Here is a 25,180-nt window from a genome sequence, read left to right as displayed (position 1 = left end):
CGCACGGTAATCACTGTCGCACTCCGGCGCCGCCGACTGTAGTCGACATCTATAACCGTCCTGTCACGTCAGCCACATATCTACGATTTGTCGCAACCCAGTCCAGGTGGGCCAGCTCAGCGGCTTCGGCCCAGCGCACCTGACGGTGCTCCAGCGCCGTGGGAGCCGGCGATCCCGGCGCCAGGGCAGCCTCGAAGAGGATGAACAGCGCGCCGTCCTCCAAGGACTGGCGCCCGATCTCCTGGCCGATCACAATCTGGCAGCCTAATTCCTCGCCGCACTCGCGAGCCAGGGCCGCTTTGGCGGTCTCGCCCCGCTCCACCTTGCCCCCGGGGAACTCCCACTGCCCGGCAAGGGCCTCGGGGTGCGCGCGCTGGGCGACGAGCAGCCTGGGTCCGCGGATCAGCGCCGCCGCCACCACCGTCCGCCGGTGCGCCTGCTTCTCGATGGAGCGCAGCGTGCGCTCCAGTGCCGCCAGAACGCTGGCACGGCGCCGGCGGTCCCACCACGCCAACCGGATCTCCAGGGTCAGCAGGGCGCCGGCCGACAGCTCGACGATCGAGGCACTGACCCGGTCCGGCAGCGCCGCCGTCAGCCGCCGCACGTCAGCGGCATCGGCATCGATCAGCTCGGCCACCCGCAGGATCCGGCCGGCGGCCGGCGGCCGGCGCCGTCTCACCAAGCGGCGACCGTCGGCGCCGCGCCGGCTGGTGCCTCGACCCCGGGCTGCCCGCTCACCGGCGGTCGGCCAGGAACGGGAAGCGCTCGCGAACCTCGCGTACCCGCGCGGGGTCCACGTCGACCATCAGCACGGTCTCGGAGTGGGCGGCCCCGGCCAGGGTCCGCCCCATCGGATCGATGATCGCCGAGTCCCCCTGGTAGATCAGCCGGTCGGCCTCACCCACCCGGTTGCAGCCCAGCACGAACGCCTGGTTCTCGATGGCCCGGGCCCGCAACAGGGTCCGCCAGTGCTCAGCACGCGGTTGCGGCCAGTTCGCCGGCACCACGTAGAGGTCGGTGTCGGGCGCCAGCGCCCAGAACTCGTCGGCGAACCGGAGGTCGTAGCAGATGAAGACACTGACCCGGAGTCCGCCGATGTCGACGGTCAGGAAATCCTTGCCGGCCCGGTAGTGCTCGTGCTCGCCGGCGTAGCTGAACGGATGGATCTTGTCGTAGCGGTGGACCTCGCCGTCCGGCCCGGCAAGGATCGCGACGTTGGCCGCCAGCGGATCGCCGGCCGGCCCGGCCCACTGGGCGACCGAGCCGATCAACCAGGCGCCGTGCCGCTGGGCCTGTTCGATGAGAAAGCGCTCGTTCGGCCCGCCGGGCTGCTCAGCCACCCGGTCCTGCTGCATCGAGAAGCCGGTGGCATACATCTCCGACACCACGATCAGCCTGGCGCCGCCGGCCGCGGCCTGCGCTATCAACGGCTGAAGCCTGGCCTGGGTGGCCGGGCCGTCTTCCCAGACGATGTCGTGCTGGATCGCGGCAACCATCATCGGACCATCATCTCCGATCTGCCCCTTGGCAGCCGAGCCGACCCGGCAGCGACCTCGACCTGGTGCACGACGAATCGTATATAAGGGTCAGCGGCTGTGTCACGCGCCTCGGTGCCAGAAACGGCCTTGGCGCCAAGGCGTTGAGCGCTCGACGAGCAGCCGCGATCGACCCGGCAGCGGGTGTCACTTCATGTCGGCCAGTGAGCCTTGGCGCCCCACCCCGACCACGTCCGCACCCGGGTCGAGACGGCCGAGGCGAGCGCGGCGACGCCGCGGCCGAGCGTCCTCAGGCCGCGGCTCAACTCGCCGATCAACGCCCTGACACAGGGCCGGGACAGCGTCTCGGCGATCACGGTGACCGCCGGCCGGATCTCAGCCGGCATCCGCTCCAACCGGATCGTCGAGATCGGCGACCGGCGCTCGCCGTCTGCGGCCGCGATCCGGCGCCCGGCCGGCGGTTCCGGCACAGCGCCTTCGGCGCCCGAGGAGTCCGGGCCTGCGGCGTTCGAGAAATCCGGTTCGATCCAGGGCACGGCGCTGTGGCGGCTGCCGAGCTGGTCGGCTTCGGACTCCTCGCGCGGGCTGGCCGGGCGCTCCTGGACCGCGGTGGCCAGCCCCGGCGCGGCACTGACGACAGTGGGGACGGCCGGCAACAGCTTCGGATCCTGGGCCAGGATCCTGCGATGGGTGTCGGCCAGTTCGACCGACGGCTCCAGCCCGAGTTCATCGGCCAGCAAGGCACGCGCGCGCTGGTATGCCGACAGCGCCTCGGCCTGCCGCCCGGACCGGTAGAGAGCGATCATGAACTGCACCCACAATCGCTCTCTCAGCGGATGCGCCGCGACCAGGCCGTCCAACTCCGCGACCAGGTCCGACCCCATACCGATGCACAGCTCTGACTGCAAGCGGTTCTCCACCGCGCTCAGCCTCAACTCTTCGAGGCGAATTGCTTCCGCTCGTAACACCGGTATATCGGCGAACTCCGCATACGCATCGCCACGCCACAATCGCAAAGCGTTAAGTAAGTGCGCGCGGGCAGTCACCGGGTCGTTACTCAGCGCGCGCCGACCCGTCAGCGCCAGCTGCTCGAACAGCGACGCGTCCACCGACAGTGGATCCGCTCTCAGCAGGTAGCCCGGCGGTGTCGTCACGATGAGCGATCCGGGTGCGGTTTCCCCGGCCGCCACCGGCGCCAGCGCCAGGCGCAGCCGCGACATGTAGGTCCGCGCCGTTCGCTCGGCCGAGGGTGGGGCGTCATGGGACCACAGGCTTGCCACCAGAGTCGACAGGCTCATCACATGGCCTGGTCGAACCAGCAGCAACGCCAACAACGCGCGTATCTGCGGTCCTCCCACGTGCACGAGCCCGTCACCGGCTCTGACCTCCAGCGGCCCCAACACGCCAAAGGTCAAATCGGTCCCACGAGTGCGAAGGTCAAGATCGTCCCAAGCATCATTAATCTGCATGTTTCTCCCGCCGGGCACAACCCGGGTTTCGTAACGGGCGTCCGGCGTACTGAGCACCCGCAAGGCGTGCTGTCTCCGGAATCCGCGATCGATTCGCTCCGGCATCACGTCGACCCCACGATCGGTAAATCGACGGCAGGCAGCGTTGCTGCACCTTAACTTAGAAACACGCGGTTTAAGGCGGGTCATCCTACATATCCTGCAGCTCCGCGCACTGTCGGCGAATTGTTGCCGAAACGCTGGGCAGAAACTTCCACTTTGACGTCCCTTTAGCTGTTCTGTCGACGCATCGTCGACGGAATGTCGACGGAATGTCGACGGATTGCAGTCACCAATTGGCACGGTTTCGTTCGTCGACGGCGTCGGTTTGGCGAACCGTCGAAAGGGGTCTCACACCCCGCGTCCCCCGGACCACGGCGTGGTCATCACCGGCTCCTGCTTGCCAGGAACCGGCGAGAACCGTGCCGGTCGCAGTACCGAAAGGAAGGACTTCGCCAATGACGGCCAGCGCCTCTGTCATCTCCGGCCATTTTTCGCAAACAGTCGGCGCCCAGGCTCTGGCAGGACAATCATTGGAAGCTTTGCTGCAAGCGGCGTGCGCGACAGATGATGATCCGGCCGCGTGGAACGAGTTGAACAGGCGCTTCGGTCGACTGCTGCTCTACACCGCGCGCAAGGTCGGTCTTAACGACAGCGATGCCGCCGAGGTCGTGCAACAGACCTGGATCAGACTGTGGGAACGAGGCCACCAGATCCGCGATCCGGAAAGCCTGCCTGCCTGGTTGACCGCCACCGCTCGACGCGAGAGCCTGCGGGTCGCGATCAGCGGCAAGCGGTACCTGCTCTGCGCCGATCCGGCCACCGAGCACGGCGAGCGGTTTCCGGCCGCCGCCAGCGATGTGTACCCCATCGACGGCGACTACGAGCCGCTGCTCGAACAAGCCCTGACCCGGTTGCCGCCGCTGCAGCAGCAGCTGATTCGGCTGCTGATGTCAGACACCTGCCCGAGCTACGGCGAGGTGGCCGAGTTGCTGCGACTGCCGGTCGGCAGCATCGGCCCGATGCGGATGCGGGCGCTGCGGGCGCTACGGGATACACCCGAACTCGCTGCATGTGCCTGGTTGTATCAGCGCTGACTGTTCGGTCGCTCTAATCCGTTGTGGCCCAACGCAATCCGCCTCAGCACGAGTCCTACCCGAACAGTTCAGCCAGTCGAAGGAGCGCCGTATGGCAGTGACAGAGGCGGATCCGACGGTCGTCGCCGAGCTGCGGGAGCAGGCTTACCGCGGCCTCGAGGCAGCCATGCCGGCAGCGAACATGGAGGCGGCACGGCGATGCGGCGTCCGGCTTCGAGCAGCCCTGCCGCACCAGGACCAGCTGGAGCGCAATCTGGTCATGGTGGCCTACGGCGGCGGCAAGGACAGCTCGTACACGCTGGCCTTCGTACGCACCATGCAGCTGATGCTGCTGCGGGACCACGGAACCACTTTTCGGCTGCGGGTGGCGACCAATCGCCATGCCGGAATGCCTCGTGCGGTTATGGAGAATATTGATCGGGAGTACCAGGCGCTGCGGTTGCCGGCCGACCCGGCCTGCGAGTTGCTCCTCATCGACGGCGACGAGGTGAGCATCTTCGACGTCAACACGCCGCAGCGCGAACTGGTCGTCAACCGTAACCGGCTCGACATCCTGATGACCGGACACCGCACCTTCGCCGACGGCCGCCCGACCTTTTGCAACGCCTGCAACCTCAGCGTTGTCAACGCCTTCGGAATCGCCGCCTCGCACGGCGCCGGAGCCGACCTGATCATCACCGGTGACTCCCAGCAGGAGCAGCGCCAGTACACGCTGTGGGTGGGCCGGCTGGCTCGCCGCCTGAACCCTGACCGGACGCCCACCGGCAAGGGCCTGGGCCGCTTGCTGTCCACGGTGGACGGAATCGCGCAAGGGTACTTCGCCGACATCCATGGCCCGGAGTCCGTCGAGGCGATCGCCGAGCGGCGGGTGAGCCATGAGGTGCCCGAACAGCTGAGGTTCTTCTCCATCTATGACGACACCGAGTACGCCTCCGGGGATCACATGGAGCTGCTCACCGGGTTCCTGGGATTCCAGTTCGACGACATCGCGTTCAGCTTCACCGAATCCGACTGCGGCAACCCGGCGCTGATGGTGCATCTGCGGGGCCTGAAGTGCGAGCGGGTGTACCAGCGCTCCTACGCCGAGGGAATGCAGGAATATGTCGACTTTGCCCTCGGGCTGATGCGGAGCAAGGACTTCCCGCCCCAGCTCGTGGAGCAGATGCAGGCCCGGTACGCCGGCCCCGACGCGACCGCGCAGATGCGTCGGGCCGCTGAGGACTACGCGTGGCAGACCTTCGGCCTCACCGATGAGCAACTGGTCTGCATGGTGTATTCGCCCTTCGCCGACAAGGGCGCCGGACTGCTGCAGTTCCTGACCCAGGAGCATCCGGCGCTGGCCGAGCGGATCGAGGCCATCCAGGCACTGCTGGCTGAGGAGCAGGAGGACCCGCGGCTGGCCGCCGAGCTGGAGCGGATCAGTGGCCTGACCGTGGCGCAGCTGCGGGTGCTCTACCGCAGCTCGCTGCGAGGGTCCACCAGCGGCGCGGCCGACGCCATCGACGCGGTGCTGGTCGGCGATCCGCACAAGGCGATCATCCGGACCAGGTTCAGCAAGCACGGTCCGGAGACCGTCGAACAGATCTCCGGGCGCTAGCCGTGCGCCGGCTGAGGCGCCCACCCTGCCCGGATGCGCTCGAACGGCGAAAGGAGCTGACATGAGGTTGCTCGCGCTCGAGGCGGTCCAGAACGCCTCCTACTACCAGTCCCGGTACCGCCAGATCGAGGACTTCGGATCCGAGCTGTTCGTCTTGAACGGGTTGGGTGAACCCGACTACTGGCCGGCCCCGCGCTACCGGGTCGCCGGCTCCAAGCACGTCGACGACATCATCGCGGCGGCCAAGTCCTGGCACGCTGAGCAGCGCTTCGACGGCGTGCTCACCTTCTCCGAGTCCGCGGTCGTGACGGTGGCCGCGGTCGCCGAGGCGCTCGGCCTGCCCGGCATCGGTGTCGAGGCGGCCCGGACCAGCCGCAACAAGCTGCTGATGCGCCAGGCGCACGAGCGCGCCGGCGTTCCGCGGCCACGCTTCCGGTTCGCCCCCGACGTCTCGGTGGCCTTGGCGGCGGCCGAGGAGTTCGGCTATCCGGTGATCCTCAAGCCGACCCTCGGCGCCGCGAGCAACTTCGTGTTCCGGGTGGACTCTCCGGAGTCGCTGACCGAGCGCTTCGCGCAGGCGAGCGCGGGGATAGCGCAGATGGCGTGGTACCGGATGGAGCCCGATGGCCTCGATCTCGGCCCGCACGGGCTGATGATCGAGTCCTTCCTGGACGGGCCGGAGTTCCTCACCGAGGCGCTGGCCTGGGACGGCGAGGTCTACCTGGGCTCGGTAGTGGACCGGGTGACCGTCGAGGGCGACACCTTCGACGACGACGTGCACCACGCGCCGACCTCGCTCGCTCCCGACCAGCTCGCGGCCGTGCACCAGGTGATCACAGCGGCCGCCCACGCCCAGGGGATCCGCCGCAGCGTCATGCACGCCGAGGTGCGCTTTCACCAGGGAACGCCACACCTGCTGGAGATCGCGGTCCGACCCGGTGGCGGCGGCCTGGACTACTTCGCCAGGATCAGCGCCGGCTATTCACCGATCGAGGTGCTGATCGATGTGGCGAGCGGGGTGCGCCCACCGGTGCGGCACTACCGGCCCACCGGCGTGCACACCGCGGGCACCTGCCTGATCAGCGCTCCGGGGCGGATCGAGCAGATCAACGTGCCGGCCGCGGTCACCGACTCCGACCGGGTCTTCTTCTTCAAGATCACGGCCAAGCCGGGGGACGTGATCCGCAGACCGCCGCACGGCAACAACATTCTCGGCTTCCTGTGCACCACCGGGAAGTCCTTCGACGACGCCATCCAGGCGGCGCGCGAGCTGGCAGAACAGATCGACGTACAGGTATCGAACCGGGACGAGCTCGTAGGCGCGTTCGGTGATCACAAGGGCGAGGGGTAAGTAATGGAACTGTCCACGACGGTGGCCAAGGTCGCCGAGGCAGCCGAGGCAGCCGAGGCAGCTGGTAAGCCGGTTCGCGGCGGCAGCGTCGCATGGGCCGGCCAGCCCGGTTTCCCGCCCGCGACGATCTTTCCGTTCACGCCGCCGGAGCGGATCGGCATCCGGAACCTGTTGGAGTTCCAGGCGCTGATGTTCCGGCCGCTGTACTGGCTCGGCCGGGACGGCAAGCCGGAGGTCGACCCTGATCTCAGCCTCGCCGAGCTGCCGGAATGGGACTCCGACGGGCGGACCGTCACGGTCAGGCTCAAGCCCTGGAAGTGGTCCAACGGCGAGACGATCTGCGCCGACAACATCATGTTCTGGATGAACATGATGGTGGTCAAGGGCCCGCGGTACGGCAAGTACGTGCCCGGCTTCATCCCGGACAATCTGGTCTCGTACGAGAAGATCGCGCAAGACACGGTGCGCTTCGTCTTCGACCGGGAGTACTCGCGGGTCTGGGTGCTGATGAACCAGCTCAGCCTGATCACCCCGATGCCCAAGGCGTGGGACCGCACCGCCGACGGGCCCGCCAATGCCTCGACCGACCTGGCCGACATCCCGGCGGTCTATGACTACCTGGTCTCGGAGAACGGCGAGTGGACCTCCGAGGACAACGAGTTCCGGACCCACTGGCCGAGCAGCCCGGTGTGGAGCGTGGTCAACGGGCCCTGGCGGCTGGCCACGTTCGACCCCGACGGCGGGGTCAGCTTCGTTCCGAACGAGCACTACTCGGGACCGAACAAGCCCTACCTGGACGAGTTCCGGCAGGTGCCGGTCTACTCCGAGGACGAGCTGTACGCGCAGCTGCAGGCCGGTCCGGACGCCCCGGGCGGCATCCAGGTGGGCTTCCTGCCCTTCGGCCTGGACGCCAGCCTGGTCGAGGGCGGCGCCAACCCGCTGGCCGAGCACTACCGGCTGGTCCCCCAGGATGTCTACTGCGTCCGCTACATGCCGATGAACTTCGCCAACGCGTTCGAGGCCGGAAAGATCATCCGGCAGGCCTACTTCCGCCAGGCGCTGCAATCGTGCCTGGACCAGGACACCGCGATCCGCGACATCTTCCACGGCTTCGCCCACCGCATCGACGGACCCGTCCCGTCACTGCGTGGCGAGCCGATACCCGCGGCCGGACCGGACATCGCCTGGCCGTTCGACATCGAGCGCGCCCGCGGCCTGCTGGCCGACAACGGCTGGGACGTGAGCACCACGCCGGCAGTCTGCGTCCGGCCCGGCAGCGGACCGGGATGCGCCGGCGAGGGCATCGAGGCCGGCACCCCGCTGTCGTTCAGCCTGCGCTACGTCAAGGGCAAGCCCGCTCTGACCCAGCTGATGGAACAGCTCAAGGCCGATGCCGCGAAGGCCGGCATCGAGTTGCGGCTGGAGCCCATCTACGGCTCGGTCATGGTGTCGGAGGATCACACCGAGGGCGGCGCCGGCCATGTCAGGTGGGAGCTGAACTCCTGGAACGGCGGGTGGGTGTTCTACGGCCATCCCACCGGCGAGATGCTCTTTCAGACCGGCGCGGGCAGCAACTGGGCGGAGTACAGCGATCCGAAGGCCGATGAGCTGATCGAGCGCACCGTGCTCTCCGACGATCCCGGCGCGCTGGCCGAGTACCACGCCTACCTGGCCGAACAGGTGCCGGCCATCTGGACGCCCGGCTTCCCGCTCAGGTTGATGGAGATCGCGAAGAACCTGCACGGGGTCGAGCCGATCAACCCGTACGGCATGATCAATCCGGAGAACTGGTACTACGTCAGCGACACCACCGACGGCACCGCCAGCGGCACTGCCGACGGCACCGCCAGCGGCACCGGCACCGGCACGACGGCGGACGTCCGATGACCGCGCCCCGGGTCGCCTCCGCGCGGCGTTACCTGATGTGCCCGCCCACCTACTTCGACGTCGTCTACTGCATCAACCCGTGGATGGATCCTTCCAAACCGGTCGACCAGCGGTTGGCCTACCTGCAATGGCAGCGGATCTATGACGTGTTCCTGGAACTGGGCCACCAGGTCGAGCTCGTCGCGCCGTTGCCCGGCCTGCCCGACATGGTCTACGCCGCCAACGGCGCCACTGTGCTGGACGGCCGGGTGCTGGTGGCCCGGTTCCGCCACGAGGAGCGGGTCGCGGAGTCTCCGGCCTACCTCGACTGGTTCGACTCGCGCCGGTTCGAGGTCCGCCAGGCCGACTGCGTCAACGAGGGCCAGGGCGACTTTCTGGCCGTCGGTGAGCTGCTGCTGGCCGGCCGCGGGTTTCGCAGCGTGCGGGCCGCGCACACCGAGACCGAGACGTTCTTCCAGCGGCCGGTGGTGAGCCTGAACCTGGTCCAGGCCGACTTCTACCACCTGGACACCGCGCTGGCGGTGCTCGACGAGCAGACGGTGATGTACTACCCCGGCGCCTTTGCCCCGGACAGCCAGCAGGTCCTGCGCCAGCTCTTTCCCGACGCCATCATCGCCACCGCCCAGGACGCCGCCGCGTTCGGCCTCAACGCTGTCTCTGACGGCCGCAACGTGGTGCTGCCCGCCGGCGCCACCAGCCTGGCCGCGCAGCTGCGCGAGCACGGCTTCGAACCGATCGCCGCGGACGTCTCGGAGCTGCTGCGCGGTGGCGGCGGGGTCAAGTGCTGCACCCTGGAGTTGGGACTGGCCCGCAGCGCCGCACCCGAGCCGAAAGGCGCCGCGTGAGCATGGCCGCGGAGCCGGCCCGGGTTCTCCAACCGAGGCCGCCCACACTGCTGCGCCGTCCCCGCGCGGGCGGCCTGTCGATCGTGGTGACCACCGTGGTGTCGGACTCGCACACCTGGAACCTGGTGTTCCTGCAACTGGCCCTGGAGGAGCTCGGCCACGACGTGCGCAACCTCGGACCGTGCATGCCGCCGGAGGAGGTGGTGACCGAGTGCCTGCGGGACCAGCCCGACCTGATGGTGGTCAGCACGGTCAACGGGCACGGCATGCGCGACGGCGCCCACCTGATCGGCCTGATCAGGCGGAATCCGGAGCTGACGGGCCTGCCGGTGGTCATCGGCGGCAAGCTGGGCATCGCGGGACCGGCCGGGCTGCAGAGCAGCGCCCGGCTGCGCGCGGCCGGCTTCGACGCCGTGTACGAGGACGGCGCCGGCGCCGCGGCGCTGCGCTCGCTGCCCGCGCTGGTCCGGGCCGGACGACGGCTGTGACCGTCGCGACCTCGACGCAGTCCTTCGGTGACGTCATCGCACGTGCTCAGCGGGCCGGTCGGCTGGTCGTCCAGCCGCGGATGGGGATGAGCAACCCGCGCGACATGCGGCTGGGCCTGCTGGCCACCAAGGGCGCGGCCGCCACCACGGTGGGAACGATCACGCTGGACAGCTACACCCGGATCGGCGCCAGCCTCGAGGCGGCCGAGGCGGTGGCGGTCGGCATGGAGCTCAACGGCTACCCACTGGTCGCGCACGACCTGGCCACCACCACCGGCGTGCTGGCGGGCGTGCTGAGCCCTGACTTCCCGGTGCAGATCCGGCACGGCTCACCGTGTCCGGAGCCCATCGTGGCCGCGTTGATCGCCGCCGGCCTGCACGCCACCGAGGGCGGCCCGGTCTCCTACTGCCTTCCGTACAGCCGGATGCCGCTGGAGACCGCCACCTCGAACTGGGCCCGCAGCTGCGACCTGCTGGCCGGCGTGCGCGACACCGGGGTGCAACCCCACCTGGAGAGCTTCGGCGGTTGCATGCTGGGCCAGTTGTGCCCACCCGGCCTGCTGATCGCGCTGAGCGTCCTGGAGTGCCTGTTCTTCCGCCAGCACGGGGTGCACAGCGTCTCACTCAGCTACGCCCAGCAGACCAACGCCGAACAGGATCGGGAGGCGGTGCTGGCGCTGCGCAGGCTGGCCGACGAGCTGATGCCCGACGCCGACCGGCACATCGTGCTCTACACCTACATGGGGGTGTACCCGCGCACGCCGGCCGGCGCCGACGGGTTGCTCACCGAGGCCGCCCGGCTGGCGGTGCGGACCGGCGCGGCACGGCTGATCGTCAAGACCGCGGCCGAGGCGTACCGGATCCCGTCCATCGCCGAGAATGTGGCCGCGCTGGAGGCCGCGGCCGTGGCGGCGGCCGACGAGCGGCGGGCGCCGGCGCCGAACGCGCCCGGCGACACCGGCATCTACGCCGAGGCGCGCTCGCTCGTCGAGGCGGTGCTCAACCTGGACTCCGATCTCGGCCGAGCCCTGATCAAGGCGTTTCAGCATGGCTACCTCGACGTTCCTTACTGCCTGCATCCCGACAATGCCGGCCGGGCCCGCAGCTACCTCGACCAGGCCGGCTGGCTGCACTGGTCCCGGATCGGATCGATGCCGATCGCCGAGACGCTGCGACCCACCAGATCCGAACTCACCGCCGCCGGGCTGCTGGAGGCGCTGTCCTTCGTCGAGCGCAAGTTCGACGAGGCCGGCCGGTCCGGCCTCCCGACTCCGGCTCGCGCCGCCGTCGCGAGCGCGCCGACCGAACCGAAAGAACTCTGGAGAACCAAGCCGATGACCCAGCTCTCTGCCGCACCCGGCACCCAGCCCGCGAACCCGCCCAGCACCCGGGAGCACCTGTCCTCGCCGGCGACCTGGGCGGTGCTGACGATCCAGTCCCGGATGCTGGCCGCGACCCGGAACTTCCTGTGCCAGCACGGCTTCACCGAAGTCCTGCTGCCCATCATCGGCCCGGTGACCGACCCCGGAGCCCGGGGCGCCAAGCAGGTGGACATCGACTATTACGGCCACCGCTACAAGCTGATGACGAGCGCGATCCTGTACAAGCAGGCCTCGCTGACCATGTTCGACAAGATCTACTGCATCGCCCCGAACGTCCGCCTGGAGCCACTGGACACCACGGTGACCAGCCGGCACCTGGCCGAGTTCCACCAGATCGACGTCGAGATGGCAGGGGCGTCGCGTGATCAGGCGATGCGCCTGGTCGAGGAGCTGGTCAGCTACGTCGTCACCAAGGTGTTGTCGGACCTGCCGGCCGAGTTCGAGCGGCTGGGCCGCGACACCGCCGCGCTGGCCGCCCTGACCACCGGGCCGTTCGGCCGCCGCAGCCATGCCGAGTCGGTGGCCACCCTGCGCGAGCTCGGGCACCCGCAGAACCCCGACGCCGAGATCGACTGGGCGGGTGAGGCGATGCTGTCGCAGCTGGAGAGCAGGCCGTTCTTCCTCACCGACTACCCGAAGGGCTCGCGCGGCTTCTACGACCGGGAGAACCCGCAACGGCCGGGGTTCCTGCGCAACTTCGACCTGATCGCCGCTGAGGGCTACGGCGAGCTGTGCAGCGGCAGCGAGCGCGAACACGACTACGCCGCGATCATCGCCCGGATGCGGGAGACCGGGGAGAACCCGGCGAAGTACGGCTGGTACCTGGACATGGTGCGCCAGGGAATCCCGGCCAGCGCCGGCTTCGGCATCGGCCTGGAGCGGCTGACCCGCTACATCGCCGGCCTGGGCTCGGTGTGGCAGGCCAGCGCCTTTCCGAAGATTCCCGGTGTGGTGTCGCCATGAGCCCACTGCGGGCCGCGGGCTTTCCCGAGACGGCCGTGCGGACTCGGGCGCGGACCGGCGCGGCAGCCGCGTTCGCGGACTCGCAGGAGTACGGCCGCGCGCTGTTCGGCGCCAACCCGCTCGGCAGCCGCGCGGCGGACAGCCTGGAGGACCTTCGGCTGGTGCCGCCGGTCTTCGTGCCGCACCGGCTGGCCAAGCTCATCGAGCTGGGCCGCGAGCCGACCTTCGGCGACGTAGACCTGAGCACCACCATCGGCGGCCTGCGCTCGACCCTTCCGCTGTACCTGTCGGCGTTCGGCTCGACCCGGGTGGCCAGCGTCGACCTGGGGTTGGCCGCCAGCAGGCAGGCCGGCTGGCTGGGCATCCCGATGGTGGTCGGTGAGAACGTCCTGCGGGTGAACGGTTACGGCCGCGGCGAGGATGATAAGGCCGAGGCCGAGGGGTCGATGCTGGCCCGGATCTCGGCCTACGCCGACGGCGTGCTGGACGGCTACGGCGGTGTCGTGGTGCAGCAGAGCACCGAGGACGCCGACGCCGAGGTGTGGAACCTGGTCTACAGCGACCCGAGCGCACACCGGCTGCTGGAGTCGGGCCGGCTGGCCTTCGAACTGAAAGTGGGGCAGGGCGCCAAGCCGGGGCTCGGCGGCATGACCCTGCTCGACCCGGTGGCGGCCGCCCGGCTCGCGGACTCGTACACGATGGTTCCGGTCGGCGTCACGGTCAGCGCCGATCCGAACGGCGCCGTCGCCGTCGGTGATTCGAACGGCGCCGTCGCCGGGAACAACCTGAGCGTGCTGCGCTGCTGCAGCCCCGGCACCTTCACCGAGGAGATCCTGCGTCAGCAGATCCGGTTGATGCGCAACAACTTTCCCCGGGCGCGGATCTGGGTGAAGCTGCCACCTGCCCGCGACGTGCGGGCGGCGGCGGTGGTGGCCTGGCAGGCCGGCGCGGACGCGGTGACGGTGGACGGCGCCGAGGGCGGCACCGGCTGGGCGCCGACCGGCTTTCTCGAGCACGTCGGGCTGCCCCTCGGTGAATGCCTACGCCGGATCGGCCAGCCTGAGGGCTGCCTGCTGGTCTCCGGCCGGATGTGGGAGGGCACCCGGGTCGCCAAGAGCCTGGCCCTGGGCGCCCACGCCGCCGGCCTGGGACGGGCGGCGCTGATCGCGGTGGACGCCGACCCGTTGTGCGGACTGGTGAATCTGGTGGAGTGCCTGGCGCTGGAGCTGCGGATGCTGCTCAGCGCGCTCGGCAAGTACTGCGTCGGCGCGCTGTCCGGCGAGGACGTGTGGTCACCGGACGGCGCCGGCGCGGAGCCATGGTGAACCCCATCGTCCTCGACGGCCTGACCTGGCTGGGCGGTGAAGCCCGCGAGGCCCGGCCACGACCTGACGACGAGCCGAAGGAGCGTGCGATGAACCGTGCTGACGAGGGCGTGGTGCTGCTGATCGGCAGTGGGTGGCGTCCCTACCGCGAGTACCTGCTGCAGGGCTTCGCCCGGCACTCGCCGCTGTGGCTCATCGACGAGCGGCCGGCGACCTGGCAGCTGCCCTACATCGTCGGCAGCAGCGTGGTCGGCCTGCTCGATGAGCAGCGGGTGGTCGCCGACCGGCAGGGCCTGGTCGAGGCGGCTCTGCAGGTGGCCCAGGACTGCAAGGTCACTGGTGTGCTGACCTACGAGGAGTTGCTCGTGACGGCTACCGCCTACGTCGCCGAACGCCTCGGGGTACGCGGGCTCACCGTCGCCGGAGCGGAGAACTGCCGGGACAAGTCCCGTAGCCGCGCCACGCTCGCCCAGGCCGGAATCGCCCAGCCCGGCTACGCCCTGGTGCGTGATCTGGCCGAAGCCCTCGAGGCGGCCGACCGGATCGGCTACCCGGTGGTCAGCAAGCCCCGCGGCATGGGCGCGAGCGTCGGGGTGGTGCAGGCCGATGATCCGGACGGCCTCAGAGCCGCGTTCGAGGTGGCCGAGCGGGCCCGGCGGGCCGGACCGCCTGCCTATGAGGACGGCGTGCTGATCGAGGAGCTCCTCGTCGGACCGGAGATCAGCATCGACGGGGCGATCTTCGGCGGTGAGTACCGGCCGTTCTGCGTGGCGCGCAAGCATCTCGGGGTGCCGCCGTACTTCGAGGAGGTCGGCCACCTGGTCGACGCCGCGGATCCGCTGGCCTCCGATCCGGAGCTGCGCGCGCTGCTGAGCCACGCCCACCGCGCGCTGGGCGTGCACGACGGCGTGACGCACACCGAGGTCCGGCTGACCGAGCGGGGGCCGGTGATCATCGAGGTCAACGCGCGCCTCGGCGGCGACCTGATCCCCTACCTGGGCAAGCTGGCCACCGGCGTCGATCCGGGACTGGTGGCGGCCCAGGTCGCCGCCGGCGTTGTGCCCGACCTGGAGGCCACCAGCCAGCAGTGCGCGGGAATCAGGTTCCTCTACCCGCCGCAGGACTGCCGGGTGCTCGAGGTGAGAGTTCCCGAGCCTGCCTCGGTGCCCGGCCTGCTGGAGGCGCGCGCGATCGTGCAGCCCGGCGCCGAGCTGCGGCTGCCACCGAGCACCCACCTGTGCCGGCACGCCTACGTGCTGGCAGTCGCGCCCGGGCCGGCCGAATGCGAGGCCGCGCTGGACCAGGCGGCCGCGCTGGTCGGGCTGCGGTACGAGCCGCTGGACCAGGCCCAGCCGTACACGGGCCGGCCATGGTGATGGGACTACCTCCAGAAAGAGAGATCACATGAGTCACCAGGACGTCGAACTGCTTGCCGTCGGGGCCGGGCCTTCCAATCTGGCACTGGCTGTGGCGCTGGAGGAGCTCGCTCCCGACCTCGCCGAGAATTCCCTGCTGATCGAACGCGCCGAGGCGGTCGTCTGGCAGCAGGGACTCCTGCTGCCGTGGGTCACCAGCCAGATCTCGTTCCTCAAGGACCTGGTGACCCTGCGCAATCCGTGCAGCGAGTTCACCTTCGTCAACTTCCTGCATTCCCGCGGCCGGCTGGACGACTTCATCAACCTGGGCAACGTCTGGCCCTATCGCAGCGAGATCTCGGAATACCTGGCCTGGGTGGCGAGCTCGCTCACCAAGGTGCAGGTGCGGCTGGGTTGCGAGTCGGTCGGGCTGGAGCCGCGCCGCGATGCCGACGGCACGCTGGTGGGCTGGACCTGCCAGCTGGCCGACGGCTCGACGATCTCCAGTCGCTATCTGGTGATCGCGACCGGACGGGACCCGCAGATCCCGCCGGCACTTGCCGGGTTGTCGCCGGAACGGGTGGTGCACAGCAACCGATACACCCACCGGATGGCCACTGTCGACCGCGAGCTGCCGCACCGGGTCGCGGTGCTCGGCGGAGCCCAGAGCGCCGCGGAGATGTTCTGCGCCCTGCAGCAGGATCTGCCGAACGCCGAGATCGCCTGGGTGATGCGTTCCCTCAGCCCGAGTGCCCTGCAGTCGAGCCCGTTCAGCAACGAGAAGTACTTCCCGTCCTTCGTCGACACGGTGTACGGCGCCTCCCCCGAGGGCCGGGAGGAGATCCGGCGCGAAATGCACCGGACCAACTACTCCGGCGTCGAGCCGGAGCTGCTGCGCAACCTCTACTCCGAGCGCTACCTGGGGCAGCTGACCGGCCAGGACCGCACCAGCATGATCACCATGACCGACCTGGTCGGCGCGACCGAGTCCGAGGACGGTGTGATGCTGGAGCTGGCCGACCGGACCACCGGTGAGATCACCCGCCTGGAACGCGATCTGGTCTTTCTCGGCACCGGCTTCGTGCGTGGGATGCCGACCGTGGTCAAGAACTTCACCTCCGAACTCCAACTACCCGGGGCGACCGTGAGCCGGCGGTACCGGCTGCTGCTCGACGAGCCGACCGCGGCGGCGTGCTACCTGCACGGGATGAACGAGGACACCCACGGGGTCGGTGATTCGCTGTTCAGCGTGATGGCCGACCGGACCGCCGCCACCGTGCTCGACATCCTGGCCGACCGGGATCCGGCGAACAGCCGACACCTGGTGAAGGAGCCGGTAGGCTCTGACAGCCATCGCTGAGGACACCTGAGTGAACGAGGTCCGCGCGCATGATCGACTATGACGGCCGGCGGTTCAGCCCGGTCACCGAGTCATCCGGTCCTGCCCCCGTGGCGCAGTACCACCAGCAGCAGGACCTGATCTGGGGCGAGTTCTCCGGCGGCGAGGTGCGACGCGGCTCGCTCGCCGGAACCTGCGACGCCGAGGGCGTGGTGCAGTTCGCCTACTGCATGGTGCTGACCAGCGGCGAGGCGGTCACCGGTTTGTGTCGCAGCATCCCCCAGGTGCTGGCCGACGGCCGGATCCGGCTGACCGAGTACTGGGAACGCTTCGGCTCCGGCGCGTCCAATGGCGTTTCGACCTTGGAAGAACTGCCGCACAGCGCGAATGCGCCGCTCCAGCACCAGTGATCGGCGCCGGAGCGGCGGTGCGCGTTCGACCTCAACGGATCAGGTCGTCGGCTCGGCCAGGCTCGGCTCATCCACCGGCTGGGCCGCGGGCTCACCGGCGGAGCCCACCATGCCGATCCGGCCGATGACCGTGGCCAGCACCATCACCGCCGCCGCCCACAGGAAGAACTGCTGACCGACATGCTCGTACAGCAGGATTCCCACGATCGGGCCGACCGTGGAGCCGAGTCCGTACATGCTCTGCATGGCGCCGAAGTAACGGCCTCGCAGCCTCGCCGGAGCGACCATGCCCGGGTAGGCCCAGATGGTCGGCGCGCCGATGATCTCTGACAGCGTCCACACCAGGGTGCCGACAATCAGGAAGAGCGGGGCCAGGTCGATCGCGTAGATGCCATAGCCGGCTGCCAGAAGCGCGAATCCGCTCAGCTGCGTCAGCCGGAGCGGCCAGGTCTGGGTGAACCTGGTGGCCGCCACCTCGCAGGTCACGACGATGGCGCCGTTGATCGTGATGATAGCGCCGTACCACCAGGTGCTCAGTCCGGCGTCGATCACGGCAAGCGGTAGCACCGCGGTGTACTGGACATAGACCGTGCACAGCATCAGGAAGGCGAAGAGGAAGACCAGGTACCGCCAGTCCTCCAGCAGCGCCAGGTAGCCCGAGCGTGCCTTGCGCTCCTGGATCGGCCCGTCGGCCTGGTCGGCCTCGGCGGTCTTGGCTGCTTCAGGAACCGGGTGGGCCTGCGCGCTGCGCCGTGGCAGGAAGCGCAGCGCTATCAGGCAGTAGACCAGCGCGGCCAGGGCCTCGCCCCAGAAGAGCAGGTCGTAGGAGACCGAGACCAGCGCCACGCCGATCAGCGGCGCGGCCGTGGTTCCCAGGTTCAAGCTCAACCGGTACATCGCGGTCACCATCACCAGCCGGCTGGGCGGGGTGAGCTCGGTGATCAGCGACTGCGCGGCCGGGCGATACAGCTGGCCGATGGCGCTCACCAGCAGCACGGCGAGCAGCAGCAGCAGGTACTGGTCGAGGTAGATGATGGACACGATCAGCAGCGCCGATCCCAGCATGCTGATCAGCGTCACCGTACGGGCGCTCAACTTGTCGCTCAGCGATCCGCCGACGAACGTGCCCACCACCGCGCCGGCGCCGTACAGCCCCAGTGCCAGCCCCGCCTGGCCGGAGGAGAATCCACGAGAGGTGAGAAACAGCACCAGGAAGATCTGGATGAACCCGGCGAGCTTGCTGACGAACACGCCGGCCAGCAGCGCTTTCGCCTGCAGGGGTGTCTCGCGCCAGGTGGTCAGCACACCTACCTGTCCGCTGCCCCCGGCCGGCACGCCGTCATCGGTGAGTTCTTCGGTCATCGGCTTTGCCAATCTGTTCAGGATCGATGGGCGTTCCTGCGCGGGCGTCAAGCCCGTCAAGCGAAGGTCGGCACGTGCGGATCACGGATCTCGAGGTTCAGCCTCGCGAAGCATTCGTACAGCTGTTGCACTACCCATGGAATCAACCGATCAGCAAGGCTATTCGGGCCCACGGATCACCTCGAGGGCCAGGCGACAGAGACACGGTACATCCAAGTTCTCCTCACGCACAGGGGCTTTCGCATACAGAGAATTACCTGTCTACGGTGTATCAATCGACCGCGCTTGACGTCTCTTGTAATTGCGGCAGTCCGAGTGATAGCGGCTGCCCACGGGGGCGGGAGAGCATATTATGAAAGCCGAATCCCTGCATCTGGTCGACAGGATTCCCGCTGACTTCATGCAGGATCCCTATGGCCTGTTGAAGGAGTACCGCGAAAAGGGTCCGGTGCATGAGGTCGTGTGGGCCCACGGCGCCAGGGTGTGGCTGGTGACCGGGTACGACGAGGTGCGTTCTCTCGTCAACGACCCGCGGGTCAGCAAGGACGGGCGCCGGATGAACGAGCTGTTCACCCGGCACTCCGGGTTGGCTGTCCTGCCTGACAGTGATGAGCCGGTGGATCTCGGTTTCGATGGCGAGCTCGCGGCGCACATGCTCAACAGCGACCCGCCGCGGCACACTCGGCTGCGCGCGCTGGTGAGCAAGGCCTTCACCGCCCAGCGGGTGGCGAAGCTGCGCCCACGCGTCGAGCAGGTGATCGATGAGTTGCTCGACGCGTTCGAGGGCCGGGCCGAGGTTGACCTGATCGAGGATTTCGCGGTGCCGCTGCCGCTCACGATCATCTGCGACCTGTGCGGCATTCCCGAGGCCGACCGCGCGGACTTCCGGCAGTGGTCGCTCAAACTGGTGGGCGCCGGGCAGGACCCGGATGAGGTCGCCTACGCCTCGAAGAGGATGACCGCCTACGCCGACGCGCTGATCGACGCCCAGCGAGCTCACCCCGGCGACAACCTGATCAGCGAGCTGGTGCGGGTCACCGACGGCACCGATCGACTGACCCAGGGCGAGCTGGTCTCCATGATCTTCGTACTGGCGGTAGCCGGCCACATCACCACGATCTACTCGATCGGCAATGCCATGGCGAGCCTGCTGACCCATCATCCGGAGCTGACCCGGCTGCGTGCCGATCCCTCCCTGGTACCGGTCGCAGTCGACGAGCTGCTGCGCTTCGACGGCCCCTCCGGCGTGGGCACGTTCAGGTTCACCACGGCAGAGATCCCCGTCGGTGGCAAGGTGATCCCGGCGAATGCGCTCCTGGCACTGTCCTGGCACTCCGCCAACCGCGACAGCAGCCACTTCCCCGATGCCGATCGGCTTGATCTCAATCGCCGTCCGGTCGGCAGCCTGGCATTCGGCCACGGCCTGCACTACTGCATCGGCGTGCCACTGGCCAAGATGCAGATCGAGACAGCCCTGAGCCGGCTGATCACCCGGTATCCGCATATACGGCTCGCTGGCCAGGCGCAGGACTTGCGCCGGGATAACAGCGCGCTGCTGCGCGGCCTGTTGGCGCTGCCCGTCCTGCTCTCGCCGACGTGCTGACCCGACGGAAGCCTGCCTCTCGACGGTGTATCAATCAACGTCGCTGAAAACCTCTTGTAATTGCAGCTGTCCGAAAGCGCGGTGGCTGCAAATTGCACCGGAGGTTCACAGTGTGGAGGCCGAATCCTTGAGATGCGTCGAGCGGATGGCCGCCGACTTCATGCAGGATCCCCCACGGTCTGGTGAAGCACTACCGGCCCGGCGAGCTGCCTGTGAAAACCAAGTCGGGTTACTCCCGGCAGCCTGGCAAACGATGCATGGAGAGCCTCGATGACGAATCGTGAAGTCGAACTGCTCGCGGTGGGGGCCGGGCCGTCGAACCTGGGTTTAGCAGTGGCGCTGGAAGAACTCGCGCCCGACCTGGCCGACAACGCCCTGATCATCGACAGGAACCCGACGATCGAATGGCAGTCGGGCCTGTTGCTGCCGTGGGCCAAGAGCCAGGTGTCCTTTCTCAAGGACCTGGTGACGCTGCGCAATCCACGCAGCCGGTTCAGCTTTCTGAACTTCCTGAAGTCCACCGACCGGCTGGACGCCTTCATCAACCTGGGTAACCAGAGCCCGTATCGCCTGGAAATCTCCGCCTACCTGAACTGGGTGGCCGACTCGCTGACCCGGGTCAAGCTGGAGCTGGGCCAGGACTGCGTCGCCATCGCGCCGTCGCGGTCCTCATCCGGCGCCTTGACCGGCTGGGTTGCCAGCATGGCCGATGGATCCACCATCACCAGTCGCTACCTGGTGATCGCGACCGGTCGGGACCCGAACATCCCACCCGCGCTGGCCGGTCTGCCGTCCGACCGGGTCATCCACAGCACCCGCTACCGGCCGGCAATCGCCGGCCTGCAGAAGCAATTGCCTTACCGGCTGGCGCTGATCGGAAGCTCGCAGAGCGCCGCCGAGGTGTTTCGCGCGCTCCGCTCGGACCTGCCCGACAGCGACGTGGCATGGCTGATGCGCTCGATCGGACCGACCGCCGACCCGTCCAGCAAATTCACCAACGAGCTCTATTACCCCTCCTACGTCGATGAGTTCTTCGACACCCCGGCGGACGGCAGGGTGCTGATCAGGCAGGAGCTGTACAAGACCAACTACTCCTGCATGACCCCGGCGATGCTGCAGAGCCTGTACACCGACTTCTACCGCGATCGCCTGGACCGCCGCCATGACCGGCGGCTGATCACACTGACCGAGGTCACCGCCGCTCGCGAGGAGGACGGCGAGGTGGTGCTCGAACTCACCGATCGCAGGACCGGCTCGATCACCGAGCTGCGCCGCGACATGGTCTTTCTCGGCACCGGGTTCAACTGGCAGCCCCCGAAGCTGATCCAGGGTCTGGCCGACGCCATCGGGTTGAAAAAGATCGACGTGACCCGCGGCTACCGGTTGGTGGTGGACGAGCCGGCCGAAGCCGCCTGTTACCTGCAGGGCATCAACGAGGCCACCCACGGCATCGGTGATTCGCTGCTCAGCGTCCTGGCCCACCGTGCCAAGGACATCACCTTCGACGTCCTCGCGCACCGGGCGGCGGGCCGGTCCGACAACGGCGCCAGCCCAGCCGGGCACAGCGCCGACATCCTCAACCAGATCGCGGGAAGGTAATCATGGCAGCCGAAATAGTCCATCTCCAGTCCGACAACCTCCTGCACGAGTACGGGCTGCACACCCAGCGGCTGCAGCCCTGGGACGTGGTGAACGCGCCTTTCGAAGGCTCCTGGGCACTGGCCCTGCCAGGTACCCGTTCGACCCTGCACTCCCACCACGAGCACGAGATCTTCATCGCGGTGCGCGGCTCGGCGGTGATCGAGTGCGATGGCGACCAGACGCCGTTCGCGGCCGGCGACGTGGCGTTCTTCCAGCCTGGCAAGCGCCACCGGCTGCTCAACGACGGCGAGGACGAGTTCATGTTCTACAGCGTGTGGTGGGACGAGGAGATGTCTGAGCGCTTCCTCGCCAAGAACCGCGCGAAGACCCAGTCGTGAGGCCGCCGCGTCCGGCCGAGGACGACCGTCCGGTACTGGTCCTCGGCCCGAACCCGACGCCCAACGGCGGCATGCACCTGGGCCACATCGCCGGGCCGTACCTGGGCGGTGACGTCTACGCGCGCTACCAGCGGGCCCGGGGTCGCAAGGTCGTGTTCAGCACCGGCACCGATGACAGCCAGACCTTCGTGGTGGCCTCGGCCCGGCGGCTCGGGGTCGAACCGGAGCAGCTCTGCCGCGACTCCACCGAGCTGATCCGCGAGGCGCTGACAGCGATCGGCATCTCCTTCGACGGTTTCGGCCCGTTCGATCAGACCTATCAGGACACGGTGCTCGACTACTTCAGGGCGCTGCACCAGGCCGGCAAGTTCCGGCTCCGGACCGTGAAGATGCCCTACCTGGAGCGGACCGGCGAGTTCCTCGTCGAGGGTCTGATCGAAGGCGAGTGCCCGGTCTGCCTGGCCACCAGCCGCGGTGGCCTGTGCGAGACCTGCTGCCATCCGAACAACTTCGACGACCTGCTCGACCCGCACTCCACCATCGACCCGCGCGACATTCCGGTAGTCCGGGAGACCACCATTCTGGTGTTGCCGATGGAGGAGTACCGCGAGCAGCTCACCGCCTACCACGAGCAGTGGTCCTCCTACTGGCGTCCGCACCTGGTGCAGATGGTGCGCGATGTCCTGTCCCGCCCGCTGCAGGACCTGCCCATCACCTACCCGCTCGCCTGGGGCATGCCCGCGCCGTTCCCCGAGACTCCCGGGCAGGTGCTCAACGCTTGGCTCGAGCTGATCCCGGCGGGGATGTACACCTCGTCCTACGCCGCGGCGCAACTGGGCCGCGACACCACGCCCGGCCAGCTGTGGCTGCCCGAGGAGAACATGCGCATCGTGCACTTCCTGGGCTTCGACAACGCCTACTACTTCGCGCTCGCCCACATGGCGCTGCTGATGGCGCACGGCCAGAAGTACATCCGGCCCGAATGGGTGCTGACGAACGAGTTCTACGAGCTGGAGAGCGAGAAGTTCTCCACCAGCAAGAGGCACGTCCTGTCGGTTCAGGAACTGCTTCTCGAGGTGCCCAGAGATCCGGTGCGGCTGTACCTGGCGCTGACCGCGCCGGAGTACCAGCGAACCACTTTCACCCGGACCGGGCTGGACAAAGTCACTCGTGAGCGGCTGGTCGAACCCTGGAACCGGCTGGCCGAGACCATCGGCAAGGCCACGGCGAATGCGGCCGGCGAAGCACCGGCGCTGCCGGTGTCGGCGCAGGGCCGGGCCTGCGCCGCGACCATGCTGGCCCGCTTCGACTTTCACTACGAGGTGCCCAACTACAGCCTGAACCGGTGTGCTGACACGATCCTGACCCAGATCGCCCGGCTGGGACGGCTGGCGGCCGCCCTCGACGGGCGCGGTCTGGACGAGCAGCCCGAGGCGTGGGGTGACCTGATCCTGCAGGTCCGGGCGCTGCTGGCGCTCAGTGCTCCGATCCTGATCGACCTGGCCGCCGCGGCACGGCAGGCCGGCGGCTTCGACGGCGTGCTCGAGCCGGGGGCCTTCGATGTCGCGCAGGTCGCGCCGTTCACACCACCGCTGCTGTCGCTGACCGCGGCCGACGCGGCGGCACACGGGTAAGCCGGCATGCGGATAGTGGTGGTCGGTGGCGGGGTGATCGGCCTGCTCACCGCCGTGGACTGCGTCCGTGCGGGGGCCCAGGTCGACCTGGTGGAGCAGGCGGCGATACCGTCGCCGTCGGCCACCTCCTACGACCAGCATCGGGTGGTGCGCACGCTGCACCGCGGTGAACAGCCGCTGTCGCTGGCGGCGGCCGGCTTGCACGAGGCATGGGTCGAAACCGAGCGCCGGCTCGGCGGCCGTTTCTACTATCGCAGCGGGGTACTCACCGTGCTGGCGGCGCCGGACGTCGAGTCCGAGCTGGCGGTGCTGAACCAGGCCGGCGTGCCGGTCCGGGCGCTGACCGGCCGGGAGCTGTCAGAGCGCTGCCCCCAGCTGCGGGGGTTCACCTCCAGGCAGCCCGCGGTCCTGGAGCCGGCTGCCGGAACGGTGCGGGCCGACCGGGCGCTGCTGGCGGCGGCCCGCTGGCTGCGCGGCCATCCCGCCGTGCGCGTCCACTCGCACCGCCGGGTGACGCGGGTGGCCGAGTCGGCGTCCGTCGTGCTCGCCGATGGCGGCGTGCTGTCCGGTGACAGCGTGGTGGTGGCGGCCGGGCCGTGGTCGCGCGAATTGCTGCCGGCCGGGCTCAGCGAGGGTTTGACCTTGAAGCGTCAGACGATGCTGTCCTACACCCCGAGCTCCTTTCCGGCGGCGTGGTCCCGATCGCCCGCGGTGCTCGGGCTGGGCGCCACCCGCGACGCGTGGCTGATGCCGCCGGTCGCCGGCACCCCGGTGCGCCTCAGCGCGGCCAGCGCCTGCCGCACGGTGGCCGAGCTGACAGACCGGCAGACCCCCGCCGAATGGCGTACCCACCTGATCCGCCGGTTCAGCACCGTGCTGGCCGCTTTCGACCCGGCCGCCGTGACCGGCGCGACGGAGGGCTACTACCTCACCGACGAGGCCGGGCAGGGACCGCTGCTGGTGCAGCTCGGCGACGGGGTGTGGGCCTTCGCGGCGTGCGGCGGGATGTCGTTCAAGTTCGGCCCGGTGCTGGCCCGGACGCTGGCGGACCGGGCCCTCGGGCGCACGCCGGGGCTGACCGGCTTGACCTCGGTCGACCAGCCCCGCCAGCTCACCGCTGACCGGCCTGGCACGACATGAGCCCGACCGTGCTCGCCGCTGAATTTTCGCCGCTTCCGCAGCCGGCTGGTCATGATCTGCTGGTCTTTCTGATCCAGGTCGGCGTGCTGCTCGGCCTGGCGGTGATCCTGGGGCGGCTGGCGGTGCGGTTCGGGATGCCGGCGGTGGTGGGTGAGCTGCTGACCGGGGTGCTGGTAGGGCCGTCCCTGTTGGGGCACCTGACGCCGGAGCTGTGGGACTGGCTGTTCCCGGCCAGCGCGCCGCAGGCGAACATGATCAACGCGGTGGCCCAGGTCGGCGTGCTGCTGCTGGTCGGGCTGTCGGGGATGCACGTCGACCTGGGCCTGATCCGCCGACGCGGCGCCACCGCGGTCCGAGTCAGCCTGGGCGGGCTGCTGATACCACTGGGCCTAGGTGTGGGGCTGGGCTTCCTGCTGCCG

At 68.8% G+C, this 25,180-nt stretch carries 21 protein-coding genes; 17 read left to right on the top strand and 4 right to left on the bottom strand.

The features are described 5' to 3' along the window. Positions 1-49 precede the first annotated feature (49 nt). The 3 genes from VF557_17190 to VF557_17180 form a co-directional block, all read right to left on the bottom strand. Complete coding sequence (locus VF557_17190) at positions 50-679, bottom strand: NUDIX domain-containing protein (GenBank protein ID HEX8081950.1); 630 nt, start codon at positions 677-679, stop codon at positions 50-52. 55 nt (positions 680-734) lie between these two features. Continuing rightward, positions 735-1,499: a carbon-nitrogen family hydrolase gene (locus tag VF557_17185; GenBank protein HEX8081949.1), complete on the bottom strand. Its 765-nt coding sequence runs from the start codon at positions 1,497-1,499 to the stop codon at positions 735-737. Between the two features lie 188 nt (positions 1,500-1,687). Then, positions 1,688-3,070, bottom strand: coding sequence for an AfsR/SARP family transcriptional regulator (locus tag VF557_17180; protein HEX8081948.1), 1,383 nt, complete (start codon positions 3,068-3,070; stop codon positions 1,688-1,690). A gap of 392 nt (positions 3,071-3,462) precedes the next feature. On the opposite strand from VF557_17180, the gene VF557_17175 reads away from it, so the two are divergent. The 11 genes from VF557_17175 (at position 3,463) to VF557_17125 (ending at position 17,043) form a co-directional block, all read left to right on the top strand. Beyond that, on the top strand, positions 3,463-4,101 hold the full coding sequence (locus tag VF557_17175) for a sigma-70 family RNA polymerase sigma factor (GenBank protein ID HEX8081947.1): 639 nt from the start codon (positions 3,463-3,465) through the stop codon (positions 4,099-4,101). A gap of 91 nt (positions 4,102-4,192) precedes the next feature. Next, the gene (locus VF557_17170) at positions 4,193-5,698 is read left to right on the top strand and encodes a hypothetical protein (protein ID HEX8081946.1); all 1,506 of its coding nucleotides are present in this window, start codon (positions 4,193-4,195) and stop codon (positions 5,696-5,698) included. 61 nt (positions 5,699-5,759) lie between these two features. Then, positions 5,760-7,049 (top strand): ATP-grasp domain-containing protein, encoded by a 1,290-nt coding sequence (locus VF557_17165; protein ID HEX8081945.1) that lies wholly within the window; start codon positions 5,760-5,762, stop codon positions 7,047-7,049. Positions 7,050-7,052: 3 nt separating this feature from the next. Continuing rightward, positions 7,053-8,936: an ABC transporter substrate-binding protein gene (locus VF557_17160; protein ID HEX8081944.1), complete on the top strand. Its 1,884-nt coding sequence runs from the start codon at positions 7,053-7,055 to the stop codon at positions 8,934-8,936. Further along, positions 8,933-9,781 carry an arginine deiminase-related protein gene (locus VF557_17155; protein ID HEX8081943.1) on the top strand — a complete coding sequence of 283 codons (849 nt, stop codon included), beginning with the start codon at positions 8,933-8,935 and terminating at the stop codon, positions 9,779-9,781. Before VF557_17160 ends, VF557_17155 begins: the two co-directional genes overlap by 4 nt. A 2-nt stretch (positions 9,782-9,783) precedes the next feature. Further along, positions 9,784-10,269, top strand: a complete 486-nt coding sequence (locus VF557_17150; protein ID HEX8081942.1) for a cobalamin-dependent protein — start codon at positions 9,784-9,786, stop codon at positions 10,267-10,269. Continuing rightward, positions 10,266-12,614, top strand: a complete 2,349-nt coding sequence (locus VF557_17145; protein HEX8081941.1) for an amino acid--tRNA ligase-related protein — start codon at positions 10,266-10,268, stop codon at positions 12,612-12,614. The genes VF557_17150 and VF557_17145 overlap by 4 nt, the downstream gene beginning before the upstream one ends. After that, complete coding sequence (locus VF557_17140) at positions 12,611-13,939, top strand: glutamate synthase-related protein (protein ID HEX8081940.1); 1,329 nt, start codon at positions 12,611-12,613, stop codon at positions 13,937-13,939. Before VF557_17145 ends, VF557_17140 begins: the two co-directional genes overlap by 4 nt. Further along, positions 13,936-15,315 carry an ATP-grasp domain-containing protein gene (locus VF557_17135; GenBank protein ID HEX8081939.1) on the top strand — a complete coding sequence of 460 codons (1,380 nt, stop codon included), beginning with the start codon at positions 13,936-13,938 and terminating at the stop codon, positions 15,313-15,315. Before VF557_17140 ends, VF557_17135 begins: the two co-directional genes overlap by 4 nt. 28 nt (positions 15,316-15,343) lie before the next feature. Further along, positions 15,344-16,654, top strand: a complete 1,311-nt coding sequence (locus VF557_17130) for a SidA/IucD/PvdA family monooxygenase (protein HEX8081938.1) — start codon at positions 15,344-15,346, stop codon at positions 16,652-16,654. Between the two features lie 29 nt (positions 16,655-16,683). Beyond that, positions 16,684-17,043, top strand: a complete 360-nt coding sequence (locus VF557_17125) for a hypothetical protein (GenBank protein HEX8081937.1) — start codon at positions 16,684-16,686, stop codon at positions 17,041-17,043. A gap of 39 nt (positions 17,044-17,082) precedes the next feature. On the opposite strand, the gene VF557_17120 is transcribed toward VF557_17125, so the two are convergent. Beyond that, the gene (locus VF557_17120) at positions 17,083-18,405 is read right to left on the bottom strand and encodes an MFS transporter (GenBank protein ID HEX8081936.1); all 1,323 of its coding nucleotides are present in this window, start codon (positions 18,403-18,405) and stop codon (positions 17,083-17,085) included. A 352-nt stretch (positions 18,406-18,757) separates the two neighbouring features. On the opposite strand from VF557_17120, the gene VF557_17115 reads away from it, so the two are divergent. From VF557_17115 to VF557_17090, 6 genes are all read left to right on the top strand, one after another. Next, positions 18,758-20,008, top strand: coding sequence for a cytochrome P450 (locus VF557_17115; GenBank protein ID HEX8081935.1), 1,251 nt, complete (start codon positions 18,758-18,760; stop codon positions 20,006-20,008). 270 nt (positions 20,009-20,278) lie between these two features. Continuing rightward, a complete protein-coding gene (locus VF557_17110) occupies positions 20,279-21,607 on the top strand; it encodes a SidA/IucD/PvdA family monooxygenase (protein ID HEX8081934.1) in 1,329 nt (442 codons plus the stop codon). A gap of 2 nt (positions 21,608-21,609) precedes the next feature. Beyond that, the gene (locus VF557_17105) at positions 21,610-21,987 is read left to right on the top strand and encodes a cupin domain-containing protein (GenBank protein ID HEX8081933.1); all 378 of its coding nucleotides are present in this window, start codon (positions 21,610-21,612) and stop codon (positions 21,985-21,987) included. Then, positions 21,984-23,621: a class I tRNA ligase family protein gene (locus tag VF557_17100; GenBank protein ID HEX8081932.1), complete on the top strand. Its 1,638-nt coding sequence runs from the start codon at positions 21,984-21,986 to the stop codon at positions 23,619-23,621. Before VF557_17105 ends, VF557_17100 begins: the two co-directional genes overlap by 4 nt. Before the next feature lie 6 nt (positions 23,622-23,627). Beyond that, entirely contained in the window at positions 23,628-24,761 is a 1,134-nt protein-coding gene (locus VF557_17095; GenBank protein HEX8081931.1) for an FAD-dependent oxidoreductase, read from the top strand. Further along, positions 24,758-25,180 (top strand): cation:proton antiporter (locus VF557_17090; GenBank protein HEX8081930.1); only part of this gene is annotated, 423 nt, incomplete at its 3' end. The genes VF557_17095 and VF557_17090, both read left to right, overlap by 4 nt.

The sequence above is a fragment of the Jatrophihabitans sp. genome, assembly GCA_036389035.1.
Classification (GTDB): Bacteria; Actinomycetota; Actinomycetes; order Mycobacteriales; family Jatrophihabitantaceae; genus Jatrophihabitans_A.
The sequence above is the reverse complement of the archived record's forward strand: the minus strand, read 5'-3'. Positions and strand labels throughout refer to the sequence as shown.